21 protein-coding genes are annotated in these 22939 nt (G+C 61.4%); 13 read left to right on the plus strand and 8 right to left on the minus strand.

Annotated elements, in window-relative coordinates:
- Positions 1-6 precede the first annotated feature (6 nt).
- The 5 genes from ACINK1_RS00635 to ACINK1_RS00655 all read left to right on the plus strand — a co-directional run bounded on the left by ACINK1_RS00635 (position 7) and on the right by ACINK1_RS00655 (position 7597).
- Positions 7-597 carry an RT0821/Lpp0805 family surface protein gene (locus ACINK1_RS00635; RefSeq protein WP_376799885.1) on the plus strand — a complete coding sequence of 197 codons (591 nt, stop codon included), beginning with the start codon at positions 7-9 and terminating at the stop codon, positions 595-597.
- An 87-nt stretch (positions 598-684) separates the two neighbouring features.
- Positions 685-1617 (plus strand): DnaJ C-terminal domain-containing protein, encoded by a 933-nt coding sequence (locus ACINK1_RS00640; protein WP_376799884.1) that lies wholly within the window; start codon positions 685-687, stop codon positions 1615-1617.
- Between the two features lie 207 nt (positions 1618-1824).
- A complete protein-coding gene (fabI, locus tag ACINK1_RS00645; RefSeq protein ID WP_376799990.1) occupies positions 1825-2622 on the plus strand; it encodes an enoyl-ACP reductase FabI in 798 nt (265 codons plus the stop codon).
- Positions 2623-2700: 78 nt separating this feature from the next.
- Entirely contained in the window at positions 2701-3300 is a 600-nt protein-coding gene (locus ACINK1_RS00650) for a histidine phosphatase family protein (protein WP_376799883.1), read from the plus strand.
- Between the two features lie 226 nt (positions 3301-3526).
- Positions 3527-7597, plus strand: a complete 4071-nt coding sequence (locus ACINK1_RS00655) for a Pls/PosA family non-ribosomal peptide synthetase (RefSeq protein ID WP_376799882.1) — start codon at positions 3527-3529, stop codon at positions 7595-7597.
- Here ACINK1_RS00655 and ACINK1_RS00660 read toward each other — a convergent pair.
- Positions 7575-8273, minus strand: a complete 699-nt coding sequence (locus tag ACINK1_RS00660; RefSeq protein ID WP_376799881.1) for a 4'-phosphopantetheinyl transferase superfamily protein — start codon at positions 8271-8273, stop codon at positions 7575-7577. The genes ACINK1_RS00655 and ACINK1_RS00660 overlap by 23 nt on opposite strands.
- A gap of 95 nt (positions 8274-8368) precedes the next feature.
- Between ACINK1_RS00660 and aroC the strand changes: the two genes are divergently transcribed.
- Together aroC and ACINK1_RS00670 are read left to right on the plus strand one after the other, a co-directional pair.
- The gene (gene aroC, locus ACINK1_RS00665) at positions 8369-9454 is read left to right on the plus strand and encodes a chorismate synthase (protein WP_376799880.1); all 1086 of its coding nucleotides are present in this window, start codon (positions 8369-8371) and stop codon (positions 9452-9454) included.
- Complete coding sequence (locus ACINK1_RS00670) at positions 9447-10685, plus strand: class I SAM-dependent RNA methyltransferase (protein ID WP_376799879.1); 1239 nt, start codon at positions 9447-9449, stop codon at positions 10683-10685. Before aroC ends, ACINK1_RS00670 begins: the two co-directional genes overlap by 8 nt.
- On the opposite strand, the gene ACINK1_RS00675 is transcribed toward ACINK1_RS00670, so the two are convergent.
- The gene (locus tag ACINK1_RS00675) at positions 10686-10817 is read right to left on the minus strand and encodes a hypothetical protein (protein ID WP_376799878.1); all 132 of its coding nucleotides are present in this window, start codon (positions 10815-10817) and stop codon (positions 10686-10688) included.
- A gap of 154 nt (positions 10818-10971) precedes the next feature.
- On the opposite strand from ACINK1_RS00675, the gene ACINK1_RS00680 reads away from it, so the two are divergent.
- The 4 genes from ACINK1_RS00680 to ribB all read left to right on the plus strand — a co-directional run bounded on the left by ACINK1_RS00680 (position 10972) and on the right by ribB (position 14801).
- Complete coding sequence (locus ACINK1_RS00680) at positions 10972-12012, plus strand: class I SAM-dependent methyltransferase (RefSeq protein ID WP_376799877.1); 1041 nt, start codon at positions 10972-10974, stop codon at positions 12010-12012.
- 180 nt (positions 12013-12192) lie between these two features.
- Positions 12193-13176, plus strand: coding sequence for a TerC family protein (locus tag ACINK1_RS00685; protein WP_376799876.1), 984 nt, complete (start codon positions 12193-12195; stop codon positions 13174-13176).
- 48 nt (positions 13177-13224) lie between these two features.
- Complete coding sequence (locus ACINK1_RS00690; RefSeq protein WP_376799875.1) at positions 13225-13668, plus strand: hypothetical protein; 444 nt, start codon at positions 13225-13227, stop codon at positions 13666-13668.
- 35 nt (positions 13669-13703) lie between these two features.
- Positions 13704-14801 (plus strand): 3,4-dihydroxy-2-butanone-4-phosphate synthase, encoded by a 1098-nt coding sequence (gene ribB / locus ACINK1_RS00695; protein WP_376799874.1) that lies wholly within the window; start codon positions 13704-13706, stop codon positions 14799-14801.
- Here the strand turns inward: ribB and ACINK1_RS00700 are convergent.
- The 6 genes from ACINK1_RS00700 to ACINK1_RS00725 are packed head-to-tail and all read right to left on the minus strand — an operon-like array spanning position 14798 to position 20190.
- Positions 14798-15058, minus strand: coding sequence for an exodeoxyribonuclease VII small subunit (locus tag ACINK1_RS00700; protein WP_376799873.1), 261 nt, complete (start codon positions 15056-15058; stop codon positions 14798-14800). The two genes, ribB and ACINK1_RS00700, sit on opposite strands and share 4 nt — an antisense overlap.
- A 10-nt stretch (positions 15059-15068) precedes the next feature.
- Positions 15069-15848, minus strand: a complete 780-nt coding sequence (locus ACINK1_RS00705) for a hypothetical protein (RefSeq protein WP_376799872.1) — start codon at positions 15846-15848, stop codon at positions 15069-15071.
- A 25-nt stretch (positions 15849-15873) separates the two neighbouring features.
- Positions 15874-16800, minus strand: a complete 927-nt coding sequence (locus ACINK1_RS00710) for a histone deacetylase family protein (RefSeq protein WP_376799871.1) — start codon at positions 16798-16800, stop codon at positions 15874-15876.
- Positions 16801-16836: 36 nt separating this feature from the next.
- Entirely contained in the window at positions 16837-17613 is a 777-nt protein-coding gene (locus ACINK1_RS00715) for an SDR family oxidoreductase (RefSeq protein WP_376799870.1), read from the minus strand.
- 27 nt (positions 17614-17640) lie between these two features.
- On the minus strand, positions 17641-18387 hold the full coding sequence (locus ACINK1_RS00720; protein ID WP_376799869.1) for a crotonase/enoyl-CoA hydratase family protein: 747 nt from the start codon (positions 18385-18387) through the stop codon (positions 17641-17643).
- 24 nt (positions 18388-18411) lie between these two features.
- The gene (locus ACINK1_RS00725; protein ID WP_376799868.1) at positions 18412-20190 is read right to left on the minus strand and encodes an acyl-CoA dehydrogenase; all 1779 of its coding nucleotides are present in this window, start codon (positions 20188-20190) and stop codon (positions 18412-18414) included.
- Between ACINK1_RS00725 and ACINK1_RS00730 the strand changes: the two genes are divergently transcribed.
- Together ACINK1_RS00730 and ACINK1_RS00735 are read left to right on the plus strand one after the other, a co-directional pair.
- Complete coding sequence (locus tag ACINK1_RS00730; RefSeq protein ID WP_376799867.1) at positions 20184-21305, plus strand: L-threonylcarbamoyladenylate synthase; 1122 nt, start codon at positions 20184-20186, stop codon at positions 21303-21305. The genes ACINK1_RS00725 and ACINK1_RS00730 overlap by 7 nt on opposite strands.
- A gap of 25 nt (positions 21306-21330) precedes the next feature.
- Positions 21331-22770 (plus strand): FAD-binding oxidoreductase, encoded by a 1440-nt coding sequence (locus ACINK1_RS00735; protein ID WP_376799866.1) that lies wholly within the window; start codon positions 21331-21333, stop codon positions 22768-22770.
- Positions 22771-22939: the final 169 nt, after the last annotated feature.

Consider the following 22939-nt stretch of genomic DNA (forward strand, 5'->3'; position numbering starts at 1 on the left):
GCGGTCGTGGTGCCGCTGCTCGGGGGGTGCTCGGCGATTTCCATTCCTCTCGGCGATGTTTTCGCCCAGAAACCCTCTGGGCCGTCGACCGCGACCGTGTCGTCAGTGCCGGTGACGAGCGTCACGAGGCAGGCTTTGGCCCCGCTCCCCAGCCGGACAATCGCCAGTGAGGCTGATCCCGTCACCACGGGATCAATCGCTGCGCCTGCCATTCCTTACAGCCCGACGCGGTCATCCTTGACGCAGAGCCACCCAGCGCTTGCCAATTCCGGGCTGGCGTCCATTCCGCCGGCAAAACTGCCCTCCCCCGTCATCAGCGCTGATGACCTGCCACTCATCGGTGCCGGTCTGGCGACAGCCCATCTTGATCAGGACAGTGCGGCGACGCTGCCATGGCTGAACGAAGCCAACGGCCATGGCGGGCTGATCGTGCCAGTTGCCTCGCCTGTCCGGCAAGGCGATACGATCTGCCGAGCCGTTGTCGTCTCCATTCAGCCGCGCGGGCAGCCCAGCGAATGGATTCAGGCCAATGCCTGCCGTACGGGTGCCGGCGAATGGACGCTCAATGACCAGCGGGCATGGCGCAATCCCGTTTGACAGGATACCCATTGCAGGATTGATCAAACCACCCCACATCTCGGGGCAGTCTGACGATGTCCCGATCATAGCGAAGCTTGCGATATCATGCGCGATCCCTACCAAATCCTGGGTATCAACCGTTCCGCTCCGGAAGCCGAAATCAAAAAGGCTTATCGCCGGCTGGCGAAAACGCATCATCCGGATCAAAATCAGGGTGATACCAAGGCAGCCGCGCGCTTCTCCGAGCTTAATCAGGCCTATGAAATCCTCAGCGACAAGGGAAAACGCGCGCAGTTTGATCGCGGCGAAATCGACGGCGAAGGCAAACCCCGTTTTGCCGGTATGGGCGCTGGCCAAGGGGGGGGACGCCAGGGACCTCAGGGCTTTGAATTCGAGTTTGGGCCGGGAGCGGGAATGCGCGGCGGGCGTCGCGGCGGAGGCGCTGATCCGTCCGATATATTTTCTGATCTGTTCGGCTCGATGCGTGGAGGCCCTCAGGGGCCACCGCCCCAGCGTGGAGCAGACGCACATGTCAAGGTCTCGGTGCCCTTCGCCGAGGCCGTGATCGGCGCCAAGCGGCGCATCGATCTGCCAACCGGAAAATCACTCGATGTGGCAATCCCTGCAGGTACGCTCGATGGCCAGACCATTCGCCTGAAGGGGCAGGGTTATGGCTCGGCCAACGGTCCGCCGGGAGACGGGCTGGTGACGATTGCAGTCCAGCCGCACGCCCTCTTCCGCCTCGACGGCGCGGATATCCGCATCGACCTGCCCATCACCCTCGACGAGGCGGTATTGGGGGCCAAGGTACGTGTGCCAACGCTTGACGGCCCCGTCGACATCACGATTGCGCCTCAGTCCAATAGCGGGCGCACGCTGCGCCTGAGGGGCAAGGGTGCGCCGACTGGCAGCTCGCGCGGCGATTTTCTGGTACGCTTGGTGGTCATTCTTCCCGAACAGAGCAACGCACTGTCTCAGCTTGCGGAAGAGATTCGCACGAAGCAGCCCTATTCGGTGCGCGGTCACGATTTTGGCTAATGACTTCAAATATTGCAACAAACCGACTTAATCCTCACGAAATCACGCAATCAGCGCATATCTTTAAGCGAAAGGGCTTTCGAAACAGCCCTTCGTCGTTTAAGGAAGCCGATCTTTTTACAGATCGCGACGGGGCGGTTGCTGCCGGCTGGCGGGCCTAGTCAAGCCGAAGCGCAGATGGGAGTGTAGTGGGTGAGCGGACAATTGATGGCGGGCAAGCGTGGCCTCGTGATGGGCGTTGCCAACAAGATGTCGATCGCCTGGGGCATCGCCAGGGCCGCCCATGCGCAGGGCGCTGAAATTGCATTCACCTACCAGGGTGACGCGTTGAAAAAGCGGGTTGAACCGCTGGCGCACGAGATTGGCGCCCAGGTCGTTGGCCATTGCGACGTGACGGATCCGGCATCAATAGATGCCTGCTTCGAAACGGTGCGCAAATTGTGGGGCAAGATCGATTTTCTTGTTCACGCCATCGCTTTTTCCGACAAGGATCAGCTGACAGGGCGTTACATCGAGACGACAGCGGATAATTTCAGCAAGACGATGCTGATCTCCTGCTATTCATTGACGGCGATTGCGCAGCGGGCGGAAAAGCTGATGGGCGAGGGCGGCTCGATGATCACGCTCACCTATTACGGCGCTGAAAAATGGATGCCGCATTACAATGTCATGGGCGTGGCGAAGGCAGCGCTTGAGGCATCGGTACGCTATCTGGCCGCTGATCTGGGGCCGAAGAACATTCGCGTCAACGCCATTTCCGCCGGCCCGATCAAGACGCTGGCAGCCTCAGGCATCGGCGATTTCCGCTATATCCTGCGCTGGAATGAATATAACGCCCCGTTGCGGCGCACCGTCACCACGGAAGATGTCGGCAATTCCGCGCTTTATCTGCTGTCGGATCTGTCACGCGGCGTTACAGGTGAAGTGCATCATGTGGACGCAGGCTATCATATTGTGGGCATGAAAAATCCTGATGCTCCCGATATGAGCCTTGCCCAGGACTGACGACGGACACGCGACCATGTCTGGCTACTTGCTTATATCGCGCGTAACGATGAAGCGGGCACCGAGGGATGGCTGCCGATGACGCTGCCATCCCCGCTTTATGTGGTACGGCACGGGCAGACCGACTGGAACAAGGCGGGGCGCTATCAGGGTCACGTCGATATCGCGCTCAACAATCACGGACGTTGGCAGGCGGTGCGCAACGGCATGGCGCTGGCGACGCATTTTGCCAGTATTGGAATGGCGCCTGCCAAAAGCGGTTTCGTCTCGTCGCCCTTGCAGCGCGCCAGCGAAACGGCGCGGCTGATCCGTCAGGCGTGCTCGCTCAAACCCGACGATATTCATCATGATGACGGCTTCGTCGAAGCGGCGTACGGGAGCTGGGAAGGATTGACGCAGGCGCAGGCAAGAGAGTGTTTTCCTGAGGATTTTCCCCGCCGGCGCGCCAATCGTCTCGAATTCGCGCCGCATGGAGGTGAAAGCTTTGCTCAATTGACAGAGCGCGTGATGGCACGTGTCAGAACGTTGACGGCACCCACCGTGCTTGTCTGTCACGGCGGCGTGGTCAAGGTGATCTTCGGTGCATATATGGGGCTTTCGGCGCGCCAATCTCTGTCGCTTGATATCCGCCAGGACCGCGTTTTCTGGTTCCGTTCGGGAAAGGTCGTCTATATCTGAGTTGATTTGACGCTGGGAGCAGCCTGCCGCGCATTTACCGTCTTTTTCAGCCCCAATTCAAATTCCGCTCAAGATGGTGCATAAGGGCAATTAACGTAAAGTTTGGTCCGGCCTGATGGCCGCGACCAACAGGGAGAAGGCCGGAGAATTCCGGCAGAGAGCATCATGGCGAAAGCCTTTTTCTTGTGGTCAATGATGGGTCCGCAGCGGCGCGGTCAGGTGAGACATGCTGACTGAAACGCCCGTGATCTCAAGCGATCCGCAGATTGGCCAACTCACAGCCTCGCGCGGCCCGAAACGCCCTGATCTTCTGCGCGATGAATTGCTGGCGGAAATCTTCGCGGCCACGGTGACCATTCATACCAACAAGACCGCGCTGATCGGCGAACTCGAGACCTTGTCCTACGGCGAACTTGATCGGCGCGCGAACGCGCTTGCCCGGGGGCTGGCGCGCCAGGGCGTGACACGCGGCGATGTGGTCGGGCTGTGGTACCCGCGAGGAATTGACCTGCTGGTCGCCCAGCTGGCCATCACCAAGGCGGGCGCTGCCTGGCTGCCTTTTGATGCTGATGTTGCCATCGAACGCATTGGTGTTTGTCTTGCCGACTGTGAGGCCAGGGGGCTGCTTGCCCCGCCGGCACTCCAGCACAAGGCCAGCGGTAAAATCGACGTCTTGATGTGGCATGAGGCTGAGCTGGCTGATCCTGCCAACAACGGCGCCATTGATCTGCGGGCTCTCGGCGTTACGCCGGATGACCGCGCCTATCTCATCTACACGTCCGGCTCGACCGGCATGCCGAAAGGCATCGCCATCTCGCATCGCAATATCTGTCACTATCTGCGCTCAGCCAATGAGACCTATCTCATCCGTGCCGATGACCGGGTGTTTCAGGGTTGCTCGGCCGCCTTCGATCTGTCGATGGAAGAAATCTGGGTGCCATTCCTCGTTGGCGCGACCTTGTGGGTCGCCAGCGCCGAGACGATTGCCGACAGCGAAACCCTGCCGCAGATCATCGCCGGTGCCGGCATCACGGTTCTTGATACCGTGCCAACGCTCCTTGGCCTGATGGCGCGCGACATTCCCTCATTGCGCATCATCATTCTGGGTGGGGAAGCCTGCCCGCCAAGCCTGGCGGAGCGCTGGTGCAAACCGGGGCGTACAATTTTCAATTCCTATGGTCCGACCGAGGCCACGGTGGTTGCCACCGTTGACATCGTTGAACAGGGCGCTCCGGTCACCATCGGCACACCAATTGCCAATTATACCGCGTATGTGGTCAGCGAAAATCTGCAGCCGGTGGCGCCGGGAACGCAGGGTGAATTGCTGATCGGCGGACCAGGCGTTGCCCTTGGCTATGTCATGCGGCCGGAACTGACGGCAGAAAAATTCATCGCCAATCCCTTTACCAGCGATGGCAGCGACCCGATCCTCTATCGCTCGGGCGATGCGGTGAGCCTGGGTCATGACGGCAAAATTCTCTTTCACGGGCGCATTGACGATCAGGTCAAGATCCGCGGTTTTCGTGTCGAACTGGGAGAGATCGAAAGCAAGCTCTCCGCCCTGCCCGGTATCCATCAGGCCGCCGTCATCCTGCGCAAGGATGATGGCATCGAAAGGCTGGTCGCCTTCTTCGTACCCTCAGGCAAAGAGGCGCCGCCCGTAGCCGATCTGCGTTCAGGGCTTGCCCGACAATTGCCGCCCTACATGGTGCCGACGCGCTTCGAGACGGTCGAGGCGTTGCCGCGCCTTGCCGCCTCCGGCAAGGTCGACCGCAAAGCGCTCGCCCTGCGCCCGTTACAAAGCGCGCCTGCCAACGACGTGCAGGAAGAGCCGCGCACGCCGGTCGAGGCAGCTCTTCTGGCAGCGATGCAGCAGGTATTTCCTGGACAGACACTGCCACTTGAAGGCGATTTCTTCACCGAGATCGGTGGCCATTCCCTGCTTGCCGCCCGGTTTGTGTCGCTGATGCGCGCCGACCAGCGCTTTGTCGGCATCACGCTTCAGGACATGTATGAAGGGCGCTCGATTGCGGGCATCGCCGAGCGGCTTGAGCGGCGCGGACTTGGAACAGGCGGGCAGGATCGTACATTTGAGCCGCCGCCGCTGCTGCGCCGCTTCCTGTGCGGGCTGGCGCAGGCCGCCGTCCTGCCGGTCATTCTCTTTTTCACCTGCATCCAGTGGCTTGGGATCTTTACGACGTTCCTGTTGCTTGATCTCGATGTTCTCGGCTTCTGGGGGCAGCTCTTATCGCTGCTTGGCATTTATGTCGTCCTGACCATCGCCACCACATTTGTTGGCATCGCCGGCAAATGGCTCAGTGTCGGGCGCGTCAAACCGGGCCGTTACCCGCTATGGGGCGTTTATTATTTCCGCGTCTGGCTGGCGATGAAATTCACTCTGCTCGTCAAGCCCAAATGGTTCCAGGGAACGCCGATCATGCGCGTCTACATGCGCATCATGGGGGCGCGCATCGGCAAGGACGCCATCATCTCGGAATTCGAGGCCGGCACGCTCGACCTCCTCACCATCGGCGACAGGGTCAGTACCGGCACGAAGCTCAAGATCGCCAATGTCGAAGTGGTCGGCAACGAGATGGTGATCGGTCGGGTGGTCATCGAGGATGATGCCTATATCGGCACCTCAAGCGTTCTCGAGCACGATACTATCATCGGCAAGGGCGCTGAAATCGGCGATCTGACTGCGGTGTTGGCCGGAACACATGTCGGCGCCTGGGAGAAATGGGAAGGCTCGCCCGCCCGCAAAGTGAGCGATATCGACGAGAGAGAATTGCCGCCGCAGGCTGAGGCTTCGGTGCTTCGCAAGAACATCATGACCTGCGCCTATGTCATTGCCTTGCTGACGATCCCGCCCATCGGCCTGCTGCCCATCTTTCCAGCCTTCGGGCTGTTTGATCATATGGATCTGCTGATCGCGGGATGGAGCAAGGCCGATACGCTGTCGGTGCTGCCGCTGTTGACCTGGCCAACGTCAATGGCGCTCATCGTCTTCACCATTGCCATTACGGTTGCCATGCGCTGGATAATCCTGCCAACCCGGCTGCAACCAGGCCGTTATTCGGTCCATTCATCCGTCTATTTCCGCAAATGGGCGCTGGCGCTGCTCACCGACGTCAAGCTTGAAACATTGTCGTCGCTGTTTGCCACGGCCTATATGCGCCTGTGGTATCGCATGATGGGTACCAAGATAGGACGCGGCGCGGAAATATCGACCAATTTGTCGGGGCGCTATGATCTGGTTGAAATCGGCGCCGGCAATTTCATTGCCGATGAAGTGCTGCTGGGAGACGAGGATATCCGGCGCGGCTGGATGACGCTTGAAAAGGTCACGACCGGCGATCGCGTCTTTGTCGGCAATGACGCGGTGGTGCCGCCCGGCACGCGCTTTGACAATGACAGCCTGCTTGGCATCAAGTCTGTGCCGCCGGCAAGCCGCCACATCAAGGCCGGTGAGACGTGGTTCGGATCGCCGTCGATCTCGTTTCCGACGCGCCAGCGCGTGACCGGCATTTCGGCCAACTGGACCTATGAGCCACCGCTCAGTCGCAAGATCGGGCGGCTTATCTTCGAGGCTTTCCACACCTCGTTTCCAACCATGCTGTTCATCACGCTTGGCTATTACACGGTGGAAACGCTTGATCCCCTGATGGAACAGCGCCAGTGGGGATTGGTATTCTGGCTCTTCCTGGTTGCATCCATCGTCATTCCGCTGATCATGACGTCATCGACCATTATCGTGAAATGGCTGTTCATGGGCGCCTACAAGCCGGTGATCAAGCCGATGTGGTCGTTCTGGGCGATGCGAACGGAAGCCTGCGCCGTTCTCTACTGGGGACTTGCCGGCAGGGTCTTGCTTGATTCACTGCGCGGCACTCCCTTTCTGCCGTGGATCTTGCGCCTCTACGGCGTCAAGATCGGCAAGGGAATCTGCATGTTCACCACAGACATCACCGAGTTTGATTGCGTCACCATCGGCGATTACTGCACCATCAACTCGTTGTCCGCCCTGCAGACGCACCTTTACGAGGACCGGCTGATGAAGGTCGGGCGGGTACTTCTGGGAACAGGTGTGAATGTCGGAGCGGGCGCGACCGTTCTCTACGACACTAAAATCGGTGATTTCGCCGATGTCGGTTCGCTGTGCGTGGTGATGAAGGGAGAGACCCTGCCCGCCCATACGGCATGGGTTGGCGCCCCGGCACAGCCGCACATCGCGCGCGCCCACACCTCGGCGAATACGCCGCATAATGCCGGCCTCACCCGCCAGGCGGCCGAGTGAAGACGCAACGCGCCTGAGTGATGAGCGCGGGCGCCGCTTCGCTGGCGCAAGCGCCGGCAAAGCCTTGCGGCAAATCGCTGAGATCATGCCAGTGAGCGTGTGCGCCATGATCCGCCGGCAGGCTCGACAGACCCTCCCATAATCCCTTGCCGCTCATTTTGGCGAGCGCCTCTTTGCGCACCCACATCTGCGTAAAATTATGCGCCAACGCCTCTTCCGACGCGCTGGCAAGCTCGCGGACCTCGGCGGAGGCAAATTCCGAAGCGGCGATGTCAAACGCCGGAATAGACGGGTCGATCGTTTCAAGATCAACGCCCACCGGGCCGGCGCGCGAGAGTGCAACAAGCGCCACGCCTTCCCGGTAGCTGAGGGAGAACGCGATACCACTCGCCTCCGGCCAGGCGAGATGAGGCTGGCGCGCCGGTCCATAGGAGAACAGAAGATCAGCCGGGTTCTGGCCAAGGGCAGCGGCAAGGATCAGCCGCAACGCCCGGCGTGCGGCGCGGTAGCGCTCGCCAACCAGCGGGTCGATAGCTGCGGCGGCACGAATGCGCTCGTCCTGCGACAGGCAGTCGAGTGGCGGCACCTCGGCCAGAACGACCAGCCAGATCGCCACCCCCGTATCCGGCAAGGGGCCGGGCATCATCGCCGGCCATTCGCGTGTATTGATGTCCATCAGAACACAGTGCGGCGGCCGGAGGGGACAGGCAAGCCAGCGCCGGCGATTTGACCGCGCGCCGCGTCCCGCCTAAACCGCAGCGAGGAGTGGCGATGTCGTTCAACAGTTTCGGTCATCTTTTTCGTGTTACCACGTTTGGTGAAAGTCATGGACCCGCCATTGGCTGCGTCGTTGATGGCTGTCCGCCGCTTTTGCCGCTGAGCGAGGCTGACATCCAGCCTTTTCTTGACAGGCGTCGCCCCGGCCAGAGCCGCTATACAACGCAACGCCAGGAAGCCGATCAGGTGCGTATCCTGTCGGGTGTTGTTGCTGACAGCGCCGGCATCCAGCGCACCACGGGCACGCCGATCGGCCTTCTCATCGACAACACTGATCAGCGCTCAAAAGATTATGATCGCATCCAATCGGCCTACCGCCCAGGGCACGCCGATTTCACCTATGATGTGAAATACGGCATTCGGGATCACCGGGGCGGCGGGCGCTCGTCAGCCCGCGAGACGGCGATGCGGGTCGCCGCCGGTGCGATTGCCCGCAAAGTGGTACCAGGCCTTACCGTGCGCGGGGCGCTGGTGCAGATGGGTCCGCACAAAATCGACCGTCAGCGCTGGGACTGGAACGCGGTGGAGGCTAATCCGTTTTTCTGCCCGGACGGCGAGATGGCGGCATTCTACGGTGATTATCTCGATGGCGTGCGCAAGGAGGGTTCCTCCATCGGCGCGGTGATCGAGATTGTTGCCGACGGCGTTCCCGCCGGCCTGGGGGCGCCGATTTACGGCAAGCTCGATGCCGATCTGGCGGCAGCCTTCATGGGCATCAATGCCGTGAAGGGGGTTGAGATCGGCGAGGGGTTTGGCGCTGCCGCACTGCGCGGCGAGGATAATGCTGACGAGATGCGGGCTGGCAATGACGGCAAGCCGGTTTTCCTCTCCAATCATGCCGGCGGTATCCTCGGCGGCATTTCAACCGGGCAGCAGGTGGTGGCGCGCTTTGCGGTGAAGCCTACCTCGTCGATCCTCATTGCGCGCCGCTCGATTGACAGCGCGGGCGATGATGTCGAGGTGAAGACCACAGGCCGTCATGATCCGTGCGTTGGCATCCGCGCCGTCCCGGTGGGCGAAGCGATGATGGCACTCGTGATCGCCGATCATTATCTGCGTCAGCGCGGCCAATGTGGCTGATTTGCCGGCGCTGATCAGGGTAACGATTGAGCGATTGGGGCATCGCGGTGATGGCATAGCCACCAGCGGTGGTCGCACGCTCTTTGTTGCTGGCGCCCTGCCGGGCGAGATCGTCGATATCGATCCCGCCGGTGGCGAGCGAGCGCAACTGGTATCGATCATCGAGCCCTCGGCGCACCGCGTCGCGCCGCCATGCATCCATTTTACAACATGCGGTGGCTGCGTCGCGCAACATATGGATGGTCGCCTCTACGACGAATGGAAGCGCGACAGCATCACAACGGCGTTGGGGCAACAGGGGATTTCAGTGCCACTGGAGGCGATGCTTCGCGTTGAGCCCGGCACAAGGCGTCGCGTTTCGCTGGCGCTTGTACGTGAGGGCAAGACAGTCATTTTCGGCTTTCACGGCGCACGCTCCAACGACGTTATCGCCATCACTGCCTGCCTGGTCATGACACCCGCCATCGCCGCAGCCCTGCCAGCGCTTGCCAGGCTTTTAAGCCCGCTGGTCACGGGGCGCGACAGCCTTGCCGTCAGCGTGCTCGATACCGCGCAAGGTCTTGATGTCTCGCTTGCGCCAGCAAAATTGCCGCGCGACGCGATGAGCCGCCTGTTTGCTGCGGCCGGGGCGATCGGTCTGGCGCGCCTCAGCATCGGGGAGGAAAACGCCACCTTCCGCCCGCCATCCCTGCCGACCGGCGAGATCGCTCGGCTGCAGCCGGCGGGCGGCTTTGCCCAGGCCGTGGCGCCGGTCGAGGAGGCAATTGCCGGGCTGGCAAAGGACGCATTGAGCGGCGCCAGGCGGATCATTGAACTTTTCTGCGGCAGCGGCGCGCTGACGCTGCGCCTGGCCCGCCATATGGCGATCCACGCGGTTGAAAGCGACCCACACGCGCTTGCAGCCCTCGACCAGACAGCGCGCCATGCAAGTGGTCTGAAACCGGTAACCCGCGAGCAGCGAGACCTCTTCCGGCGCCCGCTCATGATCTCGGAACTCAAAAACTACGATGCCGCACTGCTTGACCCGCCGCGCCAGGGCGCGCAGGCGCAGATGGCCGGGCTTGCGGCGTCAAAATTGAAGAAGATCGTCTATGTGTCCTGCGCGCCGGCGAGTTTCGCGCGCGATGCGCGGGTGTTGATCGATGGCGGCTTTCGTCTCAGCCGCATAACGCCGATCGACCAGTTCCTGTGGTCTCATCACGTCGAGCTTGTTGGCGTGTTCGAGCGCTGATCAGAGGGCTGCCACAATGCTCCCCGCATACGGCAAGCCAAGCTCAGCACCGCGCACCGAAGGCGTGCTAAACAGAAGATAGGTTGCCGCCACGACACTCATGGCCGCCATGAAACGAGCTCTATTCAACATGACACTCTCCCCGGCATCACTTGCCGCGTTGTTATGGCGGCACCATCGCGCAGGGCGGTTTCCAAATGGTTGAAATGGGCCATCCCGGCTTGGCCGCAATCGAAGAAGGGTTAAGATTTATGTCTGTGATGATGATCGCCAACAGGAGATCGGGATGGCTACGCCTGTCACGCGCCTTGCCTATACGCTGAACCACGGTTTGCGGGTGGCGTGGTATACGAGCGCTCTGCTGCTGGCGCGTCGCAACGAGGCTAAGCCGACCGATGCCGGCGCGGCGACGCAGGCGGCCCGGGGGTCCACCACCAGCCGCGAGGTGCTGTTGGCCGATATGGCAAGGCTTTTCACCCGGGATGTCAAAAATGCCGATGCCGGGATCTACCGGCTGGCGCATGACTGGTTCGGGCCGCTTGATGAAGAGGTTCGGCGCATGCGCCTTTTCCTCAACGACGTTCCAGCGGTGGCGCGGCGGCGTGCGCAGAAGAGCGCCAACGAGCCGCTCGCGACATATCGCGGCAAGCGCCCCGCCTATTATCTGCAGAATTTCCACTATCAATCTGATGGCTGGATGAGTGAAGAGAGCGCGGCGCGCTACGACATGCAGGTCGAGGTGCTGTTTGGCGGCACGGCGGCCGCCATGCGCCGGCAGACGATTGCGCCGATCGCCCGCCATCTTAAAGGCCGCGACCAGCGATCATTACGCCTTCTCGATGTGGGTGCCGGCACTGCCCGCTGGCTGAAGGATCTGCGCCCGGCCTTTCCTGCCCTGCCGGTCACGATTGCCGACATGTCGGAAACCTATCTGTCACGGGCGCTTGCCGAGCGCGGCAATGAAGGCCGGCTGACGGCGCTCCTTGCCAAGGCGGAAGCACTTCCGCTTGCCGACAGCAGCCAGGATATCGTCACCGCCATCTATCTGTTTCACGAATTGCCGCCAAAAATTCGTCGGGCTGCGGCGGCCGAGATCGCCCGCGTGCTGAAGCCCGGCGGTCTGTTCGTGATGAATGATTCGCTCCAGCGTGGCGATCATCCGCCCTATGACGGCATGCTGGAGCGCTTTCCCCAGGCCGTCCACGAACCTTATTATGCTGGCTATCTTGGCGAGGATCTCAACGCGCTCTTCGGCGCCCATGGCCTCTCGCCGGTATCGCGCGAGCGGGCGTTTCTGTCCACGGTTGCCGCCTTTCGCAAGGGTTGAGACGGCGGTGAGGCAGGCAAGGGCTTGAATTTTTGGCAAAACACCGCTATACAAATCTTCAGTTCGGGCCCCTCTGGCAGCCGTCGTTGACGGTTGCGATGTCGGACGGAAGTTCAACATCTAGGCGCCCGTCTCCTCAATGCAATCCATAGCGGAGCACGCGGCAGAAGGAATTTTGCCATGGACATGGTTTTGTCGTTTGCCTCGTCGTCGGTTCTGGGCACGCCTGTGTGGGTCTGGTTTGCCTTTCATCTCATGATCTTCATTCTGCTGGCTTTCGATCTGGGCGTGCTGAACCGCAGCAGCCGCGAGATGGGCATTGGCGAGAGCCTGAGGCTCTCCGTCTTCTATATCGCTATCGCCATCGCCTTCGGCGTCGTGGTCTGGGGCTATCTCGGATCGCAGAGAGCGATTGAATATTACACCGGCTACACGATCGAAAAGGCGTTATCGATTGACAATATCTTCGTTATTTCGCTCATTTTTGCCTATTTTTCCATTCCGCCAGCCTTCCAGTACCGGGCGCTGGTATGGGGCATCATCGCCGTGCTCATTCTGCGCGGCGTGATGATCGCCGCCGGGGCGGCACTCATCCATCAATATGAGTGGGTTCTCTATATTTTTGGCGCCTTCCTGATCTACACAGGCATCAAAATGCTGGGTGGGCACGACAACGCCCCTGATCTCGACCGCAATCCGCTCCTTGCGTTTCTGCGCCGTCACATGCGCATCACCGAAAAGCTGCATGGGGAAGCATTCTTTGTTCGTCTGCCTGATCCGGCCTCAGACAAAAAAGTTCTGTATGCCACGCCGCTGTTTCTGGCGCTGGCTGTCATAAACGTTGCCGATATTGTTTTTGCCGTTGACTCAGTCCCGGCCATTTTCGCTGTAACGACGGATACTTTTATCGTGTACACGGCGAATATCATGGCCATTCTCGGACTGCGCGCGCTCTATTTCGCGTTAGCGGCGATGGTCGCGCGGTTTAAATATCTGTCGATCTCTCTGGCGCTCATCCTGGTGCTGATCGGCGTCAAGATTTTCTGGAGCGGTCTGGTTGCCAAAGTCGACCCGCTGCTGTCGCTTGCCATGACTTTGGCGTTGCTCGGCGGCGGTATCGGCTTCTCGTTGTGGAAAACCAGATCTGCAACTGCCAAAGATTGACACGACGGCGGGTGGGTCTAGGTTGCGCCTGCCATCTGGAGATCACTCATGCGCGTCGTCCTTGCCCTTGCTGTTGCCATCTTCGCCGCGCCATCGCTGACGGAAGCGCGAACGGTTGATCGGCAAATCCCCGCCGCGCGCTGCGGTCGCCTTGTCTGCGGGGCGCCGATCGATGTCGTGTGTCATGCGCAGGGCGGGCGCACCGCGACGGTGGTGGTGCCGTGGAGCCGCGCTGATCTGCCGTCCTCCGTCATGGCCGGCACACTGACGCGTCTTACCTTCTCCTCGGGGCAATATCGCAGCAGCCTCTATGGTTCGCCACGCCTGCGCACCCGTCACGGCAGAAGCGAAGCCGTCTTCGATATAGGCCCATGGTTCGATGGCGCTCTCTTCGCCCTGCTGCAGACAAGCAGCGATGTCCGGGTCTCTGGCGATTATGGCTCCTACCGGGTCGAACGGCGCAAAGGCCAGGCCGACCCCTGCGCCATCTGAACCAGGCGCTCGTCACCCGACTGAGGTTGAATGTCATGAACGAACGCCTGGACGCCGTGCAGCGAGTGATCGACGCCTTCAAACAGGGCGCGATGGTCGCTGTTCTTGATGATGATGATCGCGAGAATGAGGGCGATCTCATCGTTGCCGCCTCCATGTGTACCAGCGAGAAGATGGCCTTCATCATCCGCCACAGCTCAGGCATCGTCTGTGCTCCATTGACCGTTGCCGAAGCCAGGCGTCTGCGGCTTGATCCGATGGTATCGGTGAACGACGCGCCCCACAGCACCGCTTTTACCGTTTCCGTCGATGTGCGCCACGGCACCACCACCGGCATATCAGCCGATGATCGCACCAACACGGTGCGCGCCCTTGCCAATGGCAATATCGGCGCCAGCGATTTCGTCCGCCCCGGCCATGTCTTTCCGCTTGTTGCGCGCCCCGGTGGCGTTCTCATGCGCTCCGGCCATACGGAAGCTGCGGTTGATCTGTGCCGTCTCGCTGGTCTGCCGGAAGTCGGCGTCATCGGCGAATTGATGAATGATGATGGCACGGTGATGCGCGGGCCGCAGGTGCGCGCCTTCTCAAGCCGGCACGCCATTCCCGTTATCACGGTTGCCGACCTGATCGCCTTCCGGCAGGTGCGCGAGCGGCTGGTGGAGCGTGTGAGTGAGTTCACCGTCACCACGCCCATCGGCCCGGCGCGTGGTATTTCGTACCGCACGCCATTTGATGAGCTGGAGCAGCTGGCGGTCGTTTTCGGCGATGTTGCGGGCAAAGCGGGCGTTGCGGCGCGGCTGCACCGTCAGGATATTCTGGCCGACATCTTCGGCGACCAGACAACATTGAAAGCCACTTATCACAAATTTTCCGAAGCAGGCTGCGGCGTACTCATCTATCTGCGCGAAGGCTCGGCTGGCGTGCCGTCAGCATCGATGGCGCCAGGCGGCAATGAAGGCCATGGCAGCGCGTCAAGCCGTAACGAGACATGGCGCGAAGTAGGGCTCGGCGCGCAAATCCTGCGCGACCTGGGGATCTCTTCGATCCGCCTGTTGTCCTCGCGCGAGCGCCGCTATATCGGGCTTGAGGGATTTGGCATCACAATCGCGGCAACAGAACGGCTCGGTGATTAGGCGCGCTCATCCAGCGGCTCGCTGCCCTGCGGGCTGCCATCCTTTCCAAGCTTGATCTTGCGCACCTTCATCTCCGCTGCCTGAAGCATGGTCTCGCAATGGGATTTCAGCGCCTCGCCGCGCTCATAGATGGCAATCGATTCCTCAAGCGGCACGTCGCCACGCTCAAGCTTGCTGACGATCTGTTCGAGTTCGGCCAGCGCCTTCTCGAAACTCAAGCCGCCGAGATCAGTTTTACTGTCGCTTGCTTTGGCCACGGAGCCTCCTTCAGACGCTTGCCATACCAGCACCGGTTGCCTGCGGAAAGGCGGAAATGATTTCTTCAACAATCGGCCCGTTGAGCTTTTCTTCAAGGCGGCTCAGGGCGCGCGCCACGACGCCACCATCGAAGGCGCGATGGTCGAAGGAAAAAAAGAGTTCCAGCGACCCGTCATCCGCCATAGCGCCGTAGGACAACAGCACGGTGAACATATGGACGGCGTTGGTGATCGTCACACCCTGCCCGGCCAGAGATGAAATACCGAAGGTACCAAAATAATTGGCACGCTGGCGGCCGATATTGAGGCCAAGCCACCATATCAGGCGGCGCAGGGGCAGAGGCAGGGAGGCTATCGCGAACACGCGACGGAAATCGCGCTCCTCCTGCCAGTCAACGGTCTTGGCGCGGCGCAGGCGCTCGGCGAGTTCGCCCAGCGACATATGCTCCGGTCCCTTCATGCGCACGAAGAAGAGCGTCGGCTCGCCGTCGAACACCCGTTCGGTAGCGATCATCGACACGCTCATGGGATATTCGTAGATGTGCGGCCAAGGGAATTTGACATAGGCGCGGCGCAGTTCCGGCATGTCGGCTGCCACCAGCCCGTAGGCTCTGGCAATCATTGCCGGCCATAGCGGTTTGGCGCCGCGGGGCAATTGCGCCAGCACTCTGGCAAGCGGACCCAATCCGAGGCGGCGCGAAATCACGCCCTTCGTGGTGTCGCCAGCAAAATAACAGACATCGGCGATGATACGACGTGGCCCTGACAGAGCAATGCTGCGCCCTTTCATGATGCCTCTCCCGGTGACGCGGCGCTCACATGCCCATCAGCGCGCTTACATGGGAATCGACCGAGCGCGCCAAGCCTTCGAGATCATAGCCACCTTCGAGCACCGAGACGAGCCGCGAGCCGGCATGCTTGTCAGCGATATCCATCAGTCTGCGGGTGACGAGACCGAAATCGCGCTCGTGAACGTTGAGCTGGGCCAGTGGGTCTCGCGAGTGGGCGTCAAAGCCAGCAGAAATGATGACAAACTCGGGCGCGAATTTGTCGAGCGCCGGCAGGATCGCCGTATCAAAGGCGTCGATGAATTCCTCCGACCCCTCGCCCGGCCGCAGCGGACAATTGACGATATTGCCAACGCCGCGCTCAGCCCGCGCGCCGGTGCCGGGATAGCACGGCATCTGGTGGGTCGAGGCATACATCACAGACTTATCCTCCCAGAAAATATCCTGGGTGCCATTGCCGTGATGAACGTCAAAATCGATGATGGCAACGCGGCCGATGCCGTGCTTGTGCTGGACATGGCGGGCAGCAATCGCCGCATTGTTGAGAAAGCAGAAGCCCATCGCCCGGACGCGCTCGGCATGATGGCCGGGCGGGCGGATGGCGCAGAAGGCGTTATCCACTTGTCGTGACAGCACCTCGTCGCTTGCCTGAATGACGGCGCCGGCGCCGCGCATCAGCGCCTCCCAGGTGCCCGGCGACATGGATGTGTCGGGATCAATCGACACCAGCCCATCGCGCGGCGCCATGTCATGCAGCTCGTCCACATATTCGGCGGGATGAGCAAGATAGCCAAGATCAGGCGTGCCAAGGTGCGCACGCTCGCGGACCAGGGTCGAAAAGCGCTCATCCTCCAGCCGGCGCTCAATGGCGCGCATGCGATCAGGCCGCTCAGGATGGCCATGCGGCGGCTCATGGGTGAGGAAGGCCGGATGGGTCACATACAGGGTCGCCATGCGGCTGTCCTCTCAGTCAATCAGGATCACTTACGCCTAAAGCGCGCGGGCGCCAGCAGCAGCCCAGCCGCCATCAGCGGGAATGATCGCCCCTGATACATAACGTGCCGCATCGGATGCAAGGAAAAGACAAACCTGCGCCACATCATCTGGCGTTCCCATACGCTGCATGGGAACCGAGCGGGCGACCGCGTTGCGGGATTTTTCATCAGGTGCGAGGCGTGCCATGCCCTCGGTACCGTCAATCGGGCCGGGGATGACTGAATTGACGCGGATGCCCTCCGGTCCCCATTCGATGGCAAGCGTCCTGGTTACCATATCGACGCCGGCCTTGGCGGCGCACACATGCACCTGAAAGGCCATGGGGATCATCGCCTGCGGCGCCGAGATATTGATGATCGAGCCGCCCGGCTTGGCGATATGGGCATAGGCCGCCTTCATGACATGGAAGGTACCGAGAAGGTCGATATCAATAACCGCCTTGAAGCCATTGGTGCTGAGGGCGGCGGCGGGAGAGGGAAAATTTCCGGCAGCACCCGACACCAGCACATCGACCTTGCCAAAGCGCCCGGCAAAATCAGCAAGCGCGTCGGCGACTGCCTGCGGCTGGCGCACATCAAGGCTGTAGCCCGCTGCTTCAAGGCCGCCTTGTGAAAGGCGCTTGACCGCCGCGTCGACCTTGTCCTGACTGCGGCTGGCGACACCCAGCTGGCAACCCTGCGCGGCGAAGGCTTCGGCGATGCCCAGATTGATGCCGCTGGTACCGCCAAAGACAAAAACGCGTTTGCCCGACAATGCGAAATCGATACTCATCACAGCTCTCCAAAGGTTATCGGGCGCCTATTTCTTGCGGGTCATGAAGGCGGTGAAAGCCTGCATCGCTTCCGGCCCCCGCAGGCAGGCCTTGAAGTGTTCGGCCTCTTCGTCGATGCGGGCGAGCACCTCATCGCGGTCGCTGCGCAGCAAGCGTTTGGTGATCGCCATGGCGTTTGGCGGCTTGGCGGTAATTTCGCGGGCAACCTCGATGGCGCGCGCTTCGGTACCCTCATCCTCGATCATGTCGTTGATCAACCCCGCCGACAATGCCTTGCGGGCATCCCAGCGACGGCCAAGCGCGAAGAGTTCAAAGGCGCGTTGGGGTCCCAGCAGGCGCGGCCCCAGCAGGCTCGAGGCTGCCTCTGGCACCAGACCAAGATCAACGAAGGGGGTGGCGAATGTCGAGCGCTGGCTCGCCACCACGTAATCGCAATGAAGCAGCATGGTGACGCCAACGCCGACCGCTACACCGTCAACGGCAGCGACCAGCGGCTTGTTGCAGCCAACGAGCGCGCGCAGAAAATGCAGGACCGGATCGCCCAATCCGCCACTGCTTGAGGCGGCGATGAAATCCTGGAGGTCATTGCCGGCGCTGAAGGCCCCGGGAACACCAGCAATCAGGACGGCGCGCAAGGCAGAATCGTTGTTGGCCGCTTCAAGATGTCTGGCCATCGCCGAATACATCGCCAAGGTCAGCGCGTTTTTCTTGTCGGCACGGTCCATACGCATGAGCGCGACACCGCCCTCGGCATGATAGGAAATCGATGTCATGGTGCTCGCCTGTTTCCTTCCCGATTATTCAGCGGCGACAAGGGCGATATCGCCCAATGTGCCGGCGCCGTCGACGATGCTGGTTTCGAGGCCGGAAGCGGCGATGGCGATATTCTCGGCAAAGAAACGGGCGCGGGCAATGCGTTGGCTGCTTTCATGATCGGCCGGCCCGCGAACGGACGCCAGCGCCTCTTCGCCCAGCCCCGCTCCACCAGCAGCCAGCGCAAACAGCCGCAGATAGGGGGTGGCGCCGGCCAGCGCGTCGTTGGGCGATGTGCCAAGCGTTGCCAGCAGCCAATCACTGGCGCGCGCCAGAGCCTCAACCGCCTCGTGGAGGCGATCTGCCATGTGACCGAAGGCCGGCTGGTTGCTTTCCTTCAGGCGACGCACGGTGGCGCGGTGGCGATCAATCTCCTGGCGGACGAGCGCGCCATTGCCGATGGGCAGTTTGCGGGTCACGAGATCAATCGACTGGATGCCGTTGGTGCCCTCATAGATGGTCAGGATGCGGGCATCGCGCAGATGCTGGGCTGCCCCCGTCTCCTCGACAAAACCCATGCCGCCATGGATCTGGATGCCAAGCGAAGCAACTTCGATGCCGATATCAGTAGCAAATGCCTTGGCGACCGGGGTCAGCAGCGAAGCAAGCTCGCTTGCCGCGCGTGCCTTGTCACCTTCAAGGCGATGGGATTTGTCGAGTTCGGCCGCAAGGCGAAACGAGATCGCCCTGGCGGCGGCAGTCTTGGCCTTCATCTCCAGCAGCATACGGCGAATGTCAGGGTGTTCGATGATGCGGCTCATCGGGCCGGATTTGACGCCCAGCGCCTTGCCTTGGCGGCGCTCCATGGCAAAGGCCATGGCCTGCTGAGTGGCGCGTTCAGCAATCGCCACACCCTGCAGGGCGACGCCGAGGCGAGCATTGTTCATCATGGTGAACATGCAGTTGAGACCGCGATTTTCCTCGCCGATCAGATAGCCGATGGCGCCTCCCTCATCGCCATAGACCATCGTGCAGGTGGGGGACGCATGAATGCCAAGCTTGTGCTCGACGCCAGCGCAGCGGACATCATTGCGAGCGCCAAGCGCGCCATCGGCACCCACCATGAATTTCGGCACAAGAAAGAGCGAGATACCGCGCGTTCCCTCGGGCGCATCGGGCAGGCGGGCCAGAACGAGATGGATGATGTTGTCGGACAGGTCATGCTCGCCGTAAGTGATAAAAATCTTCTGGCCAAAAATCCGGTAGGTGCCATCCCCCACCGGCTCGGCTTTCGAGCGCAGCGCCGCCAGATCGGATCCCGCCTGCGGCTCGGTGAGGTTCATGGTGCCAAACCACTCCCCCTGGATGAGCTTGCCGAGGTAGGTTGCCTTCAGATAATCGCTGCCATGAGCGGTCAGCGCCTCAACTGCGCCCATGGTCAGCAGGGGGCCTAGCCCATAGGCCATGCAGGCTGAATTCCACATCTCGACGCAGGCTGAATTCAGCAGCACCGGCAGTCCCTGCCCGCCATGAGCCTCAGGACCCGGGAGGGCGTTCCAGCCAGCCTCGCACCATTCCCTGTACACCTCGCCCCAGCCGGTCGGCATGATGACCTTGCCGTTTTCGAGCCGGGCGCCCGCCTTGTCGCCCAGACGGTTCAGAGGAGCGATCCGTTCGTTCGCAAATTTGCCGGCTTCCTCCAGGATGGTGTCAACGAGATCACTGGAAAGATCGCCGTACATCCCAGCGTCCAGCGCCGCCTCAAGCCCGGCAACATGACGCATGGCAAACGCAATATCCTTGACGGGCGCAGTGTATGACATCATTCCTCCCTGAAGCCGCATTGGCGATATGGATCGCGCCCTTGGGGGCAACGGCTTTCTTCAACAGCACTGTCGGGGAAGGCTGGGCCGAGGTCAATGCTGGAGAAATGCGACCCTCGGCTGGCTGGAGAAACATGACGGTGACGGCGCCTTCGCGGATCATGGATGGGGATAACGATCTGGCCATCGCCGAGGCGGCGCGAATCGTGCGGACGGGTCAGCTCGTCGGTTTGCCGACGGAAACCGTCTACGGGGTGGCAGGCGATGCTACGTCAAGCCAGGCGATTGCGCGCATTTACGCCGCCAAGGGCCGCCCCACCTTCAACCCGTTGATCGTGCATGTCGCCAGCCTTGACGACGCGCGCTGCCATGGTGTGTTTTCACCAGCGCTGGAGACGCTGGCGCAGCGCTTCTGGCCAGGGCCGCTGACGCTTGTCATGCCGGTACGTCTGGACAGTCCGGTTGCTGAACTGGCACGTGCCGGCCTGCCAACGGTCGCGCTGAGAGTGCCGGCGCACCCGGTCGCGCGGGCTGTCATCGAGCGCGCTGGCCGGCCGCTTGCCGCCCCGTCGGCCAATCGGTCGGGTCATGTGACCGCCACCGAGGCGCGCCATGTGGCGCAGGATCTGGGTAGCGCGGTGCAGCTCATTCTTGATGGCGGCACGCGCAGCCTTGGGCTTGAATCGACGATACTGACCGAGATCGAGGGCAAAATCGTGCAATTGCGCGCCGGCGCGCTCACGCGGGACAAAATAACAGCCGTTCTTGGTTATCCCGTATCGGCTGCAGAAACCGGCGGCGATGGGCCGCTCGCTCCGGGCATGCTCGCCAAACATTATGCTCCGGAAAAACGGCTGCGGCTTGATGCGGTGTTTCCTTATCCGGGCGAGGCGTTTCTCGGATTTGGTGCGCTTCCGCCCCATTTATCGGCGCTTGCTCCCTCCCTTACCCTGTCGGCAAGCGGCGATCTGACCGAGGCCGCCGCCAATCTGTTTGCGTACCTCAGGGCTCTCGATGGCGGGACCGGTGCAGCCATCGCGGTCGCGCCGATCCCGCATGAGGGACTAGGCGAAGCGATCAATGACCGGCTGGCGCGGGCAGCCCTGGGTCGCTAAGTTCGCAGGCAGAAAAGGCCATTTCATGAGCTTCATCCAACCCACTCTTCTTCAGCGCAGCGTCGATCCACGCCTCATCCCCGGCCTGCGGGCGATTGTCGGCGAGCGATATGTGCTCATCGATGAGGCCGCTGTCGCTCCGCATCTGGTTGAATGGCGTCATCTCTATCGTGGTGCCTGTGCCTGCGTGGTGAAACCGGCAAACACCGCTGAAGTGGCGGCAATCGTTCAGCTGTGTGGCCAGCTCAACGCCGCGATCGTGCCGCAAGGCGGTAATACCGGCCTTGTTGGCGGGCAGATTCCGTTTGATTCAGGCGCTGTTGTTCTGTCGCTGGCGCGCCTGGATCGCTTGCGTTCAATTGATCCGCAAAGCAATGCCATGACGGTTGAAGCGGGAATGACGCTTCGGGCGGCCCAGGACGCAGCGGCCGCCGCTGACCGGCTGTTTCCCTTGTCACTTGCCTCCGAGGGATCATGCCTGATCGGCGGCAATATCGCCACCAACGCCGGTGGCACCGCAGTGCTTGCCTATGGCAATATGCGCGATCTGGTTCTGGGGCTCGAAGTGGTGCTGGCCGACGGGCGGATCTGGAACGGGCTGAGGGCGCTGCGCAAAGACAATACGGGCTATGATCTGAAGAACCTGTTCATTGGTTCGGAGGGGACACTTGGCATCGTCACCGCCGCCGTTCTGAAACTTTTTCCGAAGCCTCGCGCCCAGGAGACGGCCTTTATCGGCGTTGAAACGCCCGAAGCGGCTCTTGGTCTTCTGAACTCAGCATTGGCGCGGGCCGGGCGCGGGCTCACAACCTATGAGCTGATGCCGCGCTTTGGCGTCGACATCGTCCTCAAGCACGCGCCGGGCAGCCGCGATCCGCTTTCTGCCCGCTATCCCTGGTATGTGCTCATGGAGCTGTCATCGGGTCAGGAGGAACCGCTGCGCCCCTTTATCGAAGGCATTCTGGAAGAAGGAATTGCATCCGGCCTTGTCAAGGACGCGGCTCTCGCCGATTCGCTTGAGCAGCGACGCGCGCTATGGCGGTTGCGCGAAGCAATGTCGGAGGTGCAATCACTCGAGGGCGGCTCGATCAAGCATGATGTGGCGGTGCCCGTGCATCTGGTGCCGCAGTTCCTCACCGAAGCGCTGGCAATGGTCAATGCGCTCATCCCCGGATGCCGGCCTTGTGCCTTCGGCCATGTGGGCGATGGAAATATCCATTTCAACATCTCGCAGCCGGAAGGCGCTGACCGCGACGCCTTCATTGCCCGCTGGGAAGAGGTCAATGCTGCGGTACATCGCGTGGTGGCGCGCCTCAATGGCTCGATTTCAGCCGAACATGGCATCGGGCTGCTGAAGCGCGAGGCGCTCGTTGAGGTCAAAGAGCCTGTCGAGCTTGATCTCATGCGCCAGATCAAGGGGCTGCTTGACCCGACGGGGCTCATGAACCCGGGCAAAGTTGTCTGACCCGCGTCCGACCGGCTCAAGGTATGGCCTGTGGGGGATTGTCAGCCCTCATGTGTTGCCTATTTCCGCGGCATTAACTGATGATCAACCAAGATTGATCAAGAATGGCAGCGATGACCTATTTCAGCGAAAGCCCTGCACGCTATGCCATGTCCGTCTGATAGCACCC

This window comes from Raskinella chloraquaticus (SeqCode) (assembly GCF_021731865.1).
Classification (GTDB): domain Bacteria; phylum Pseudomonadota; class Alphaproteobacteria; order Rhizobiales; family UBA4765; genus Raskinella; species Raskinella chloraquaticus.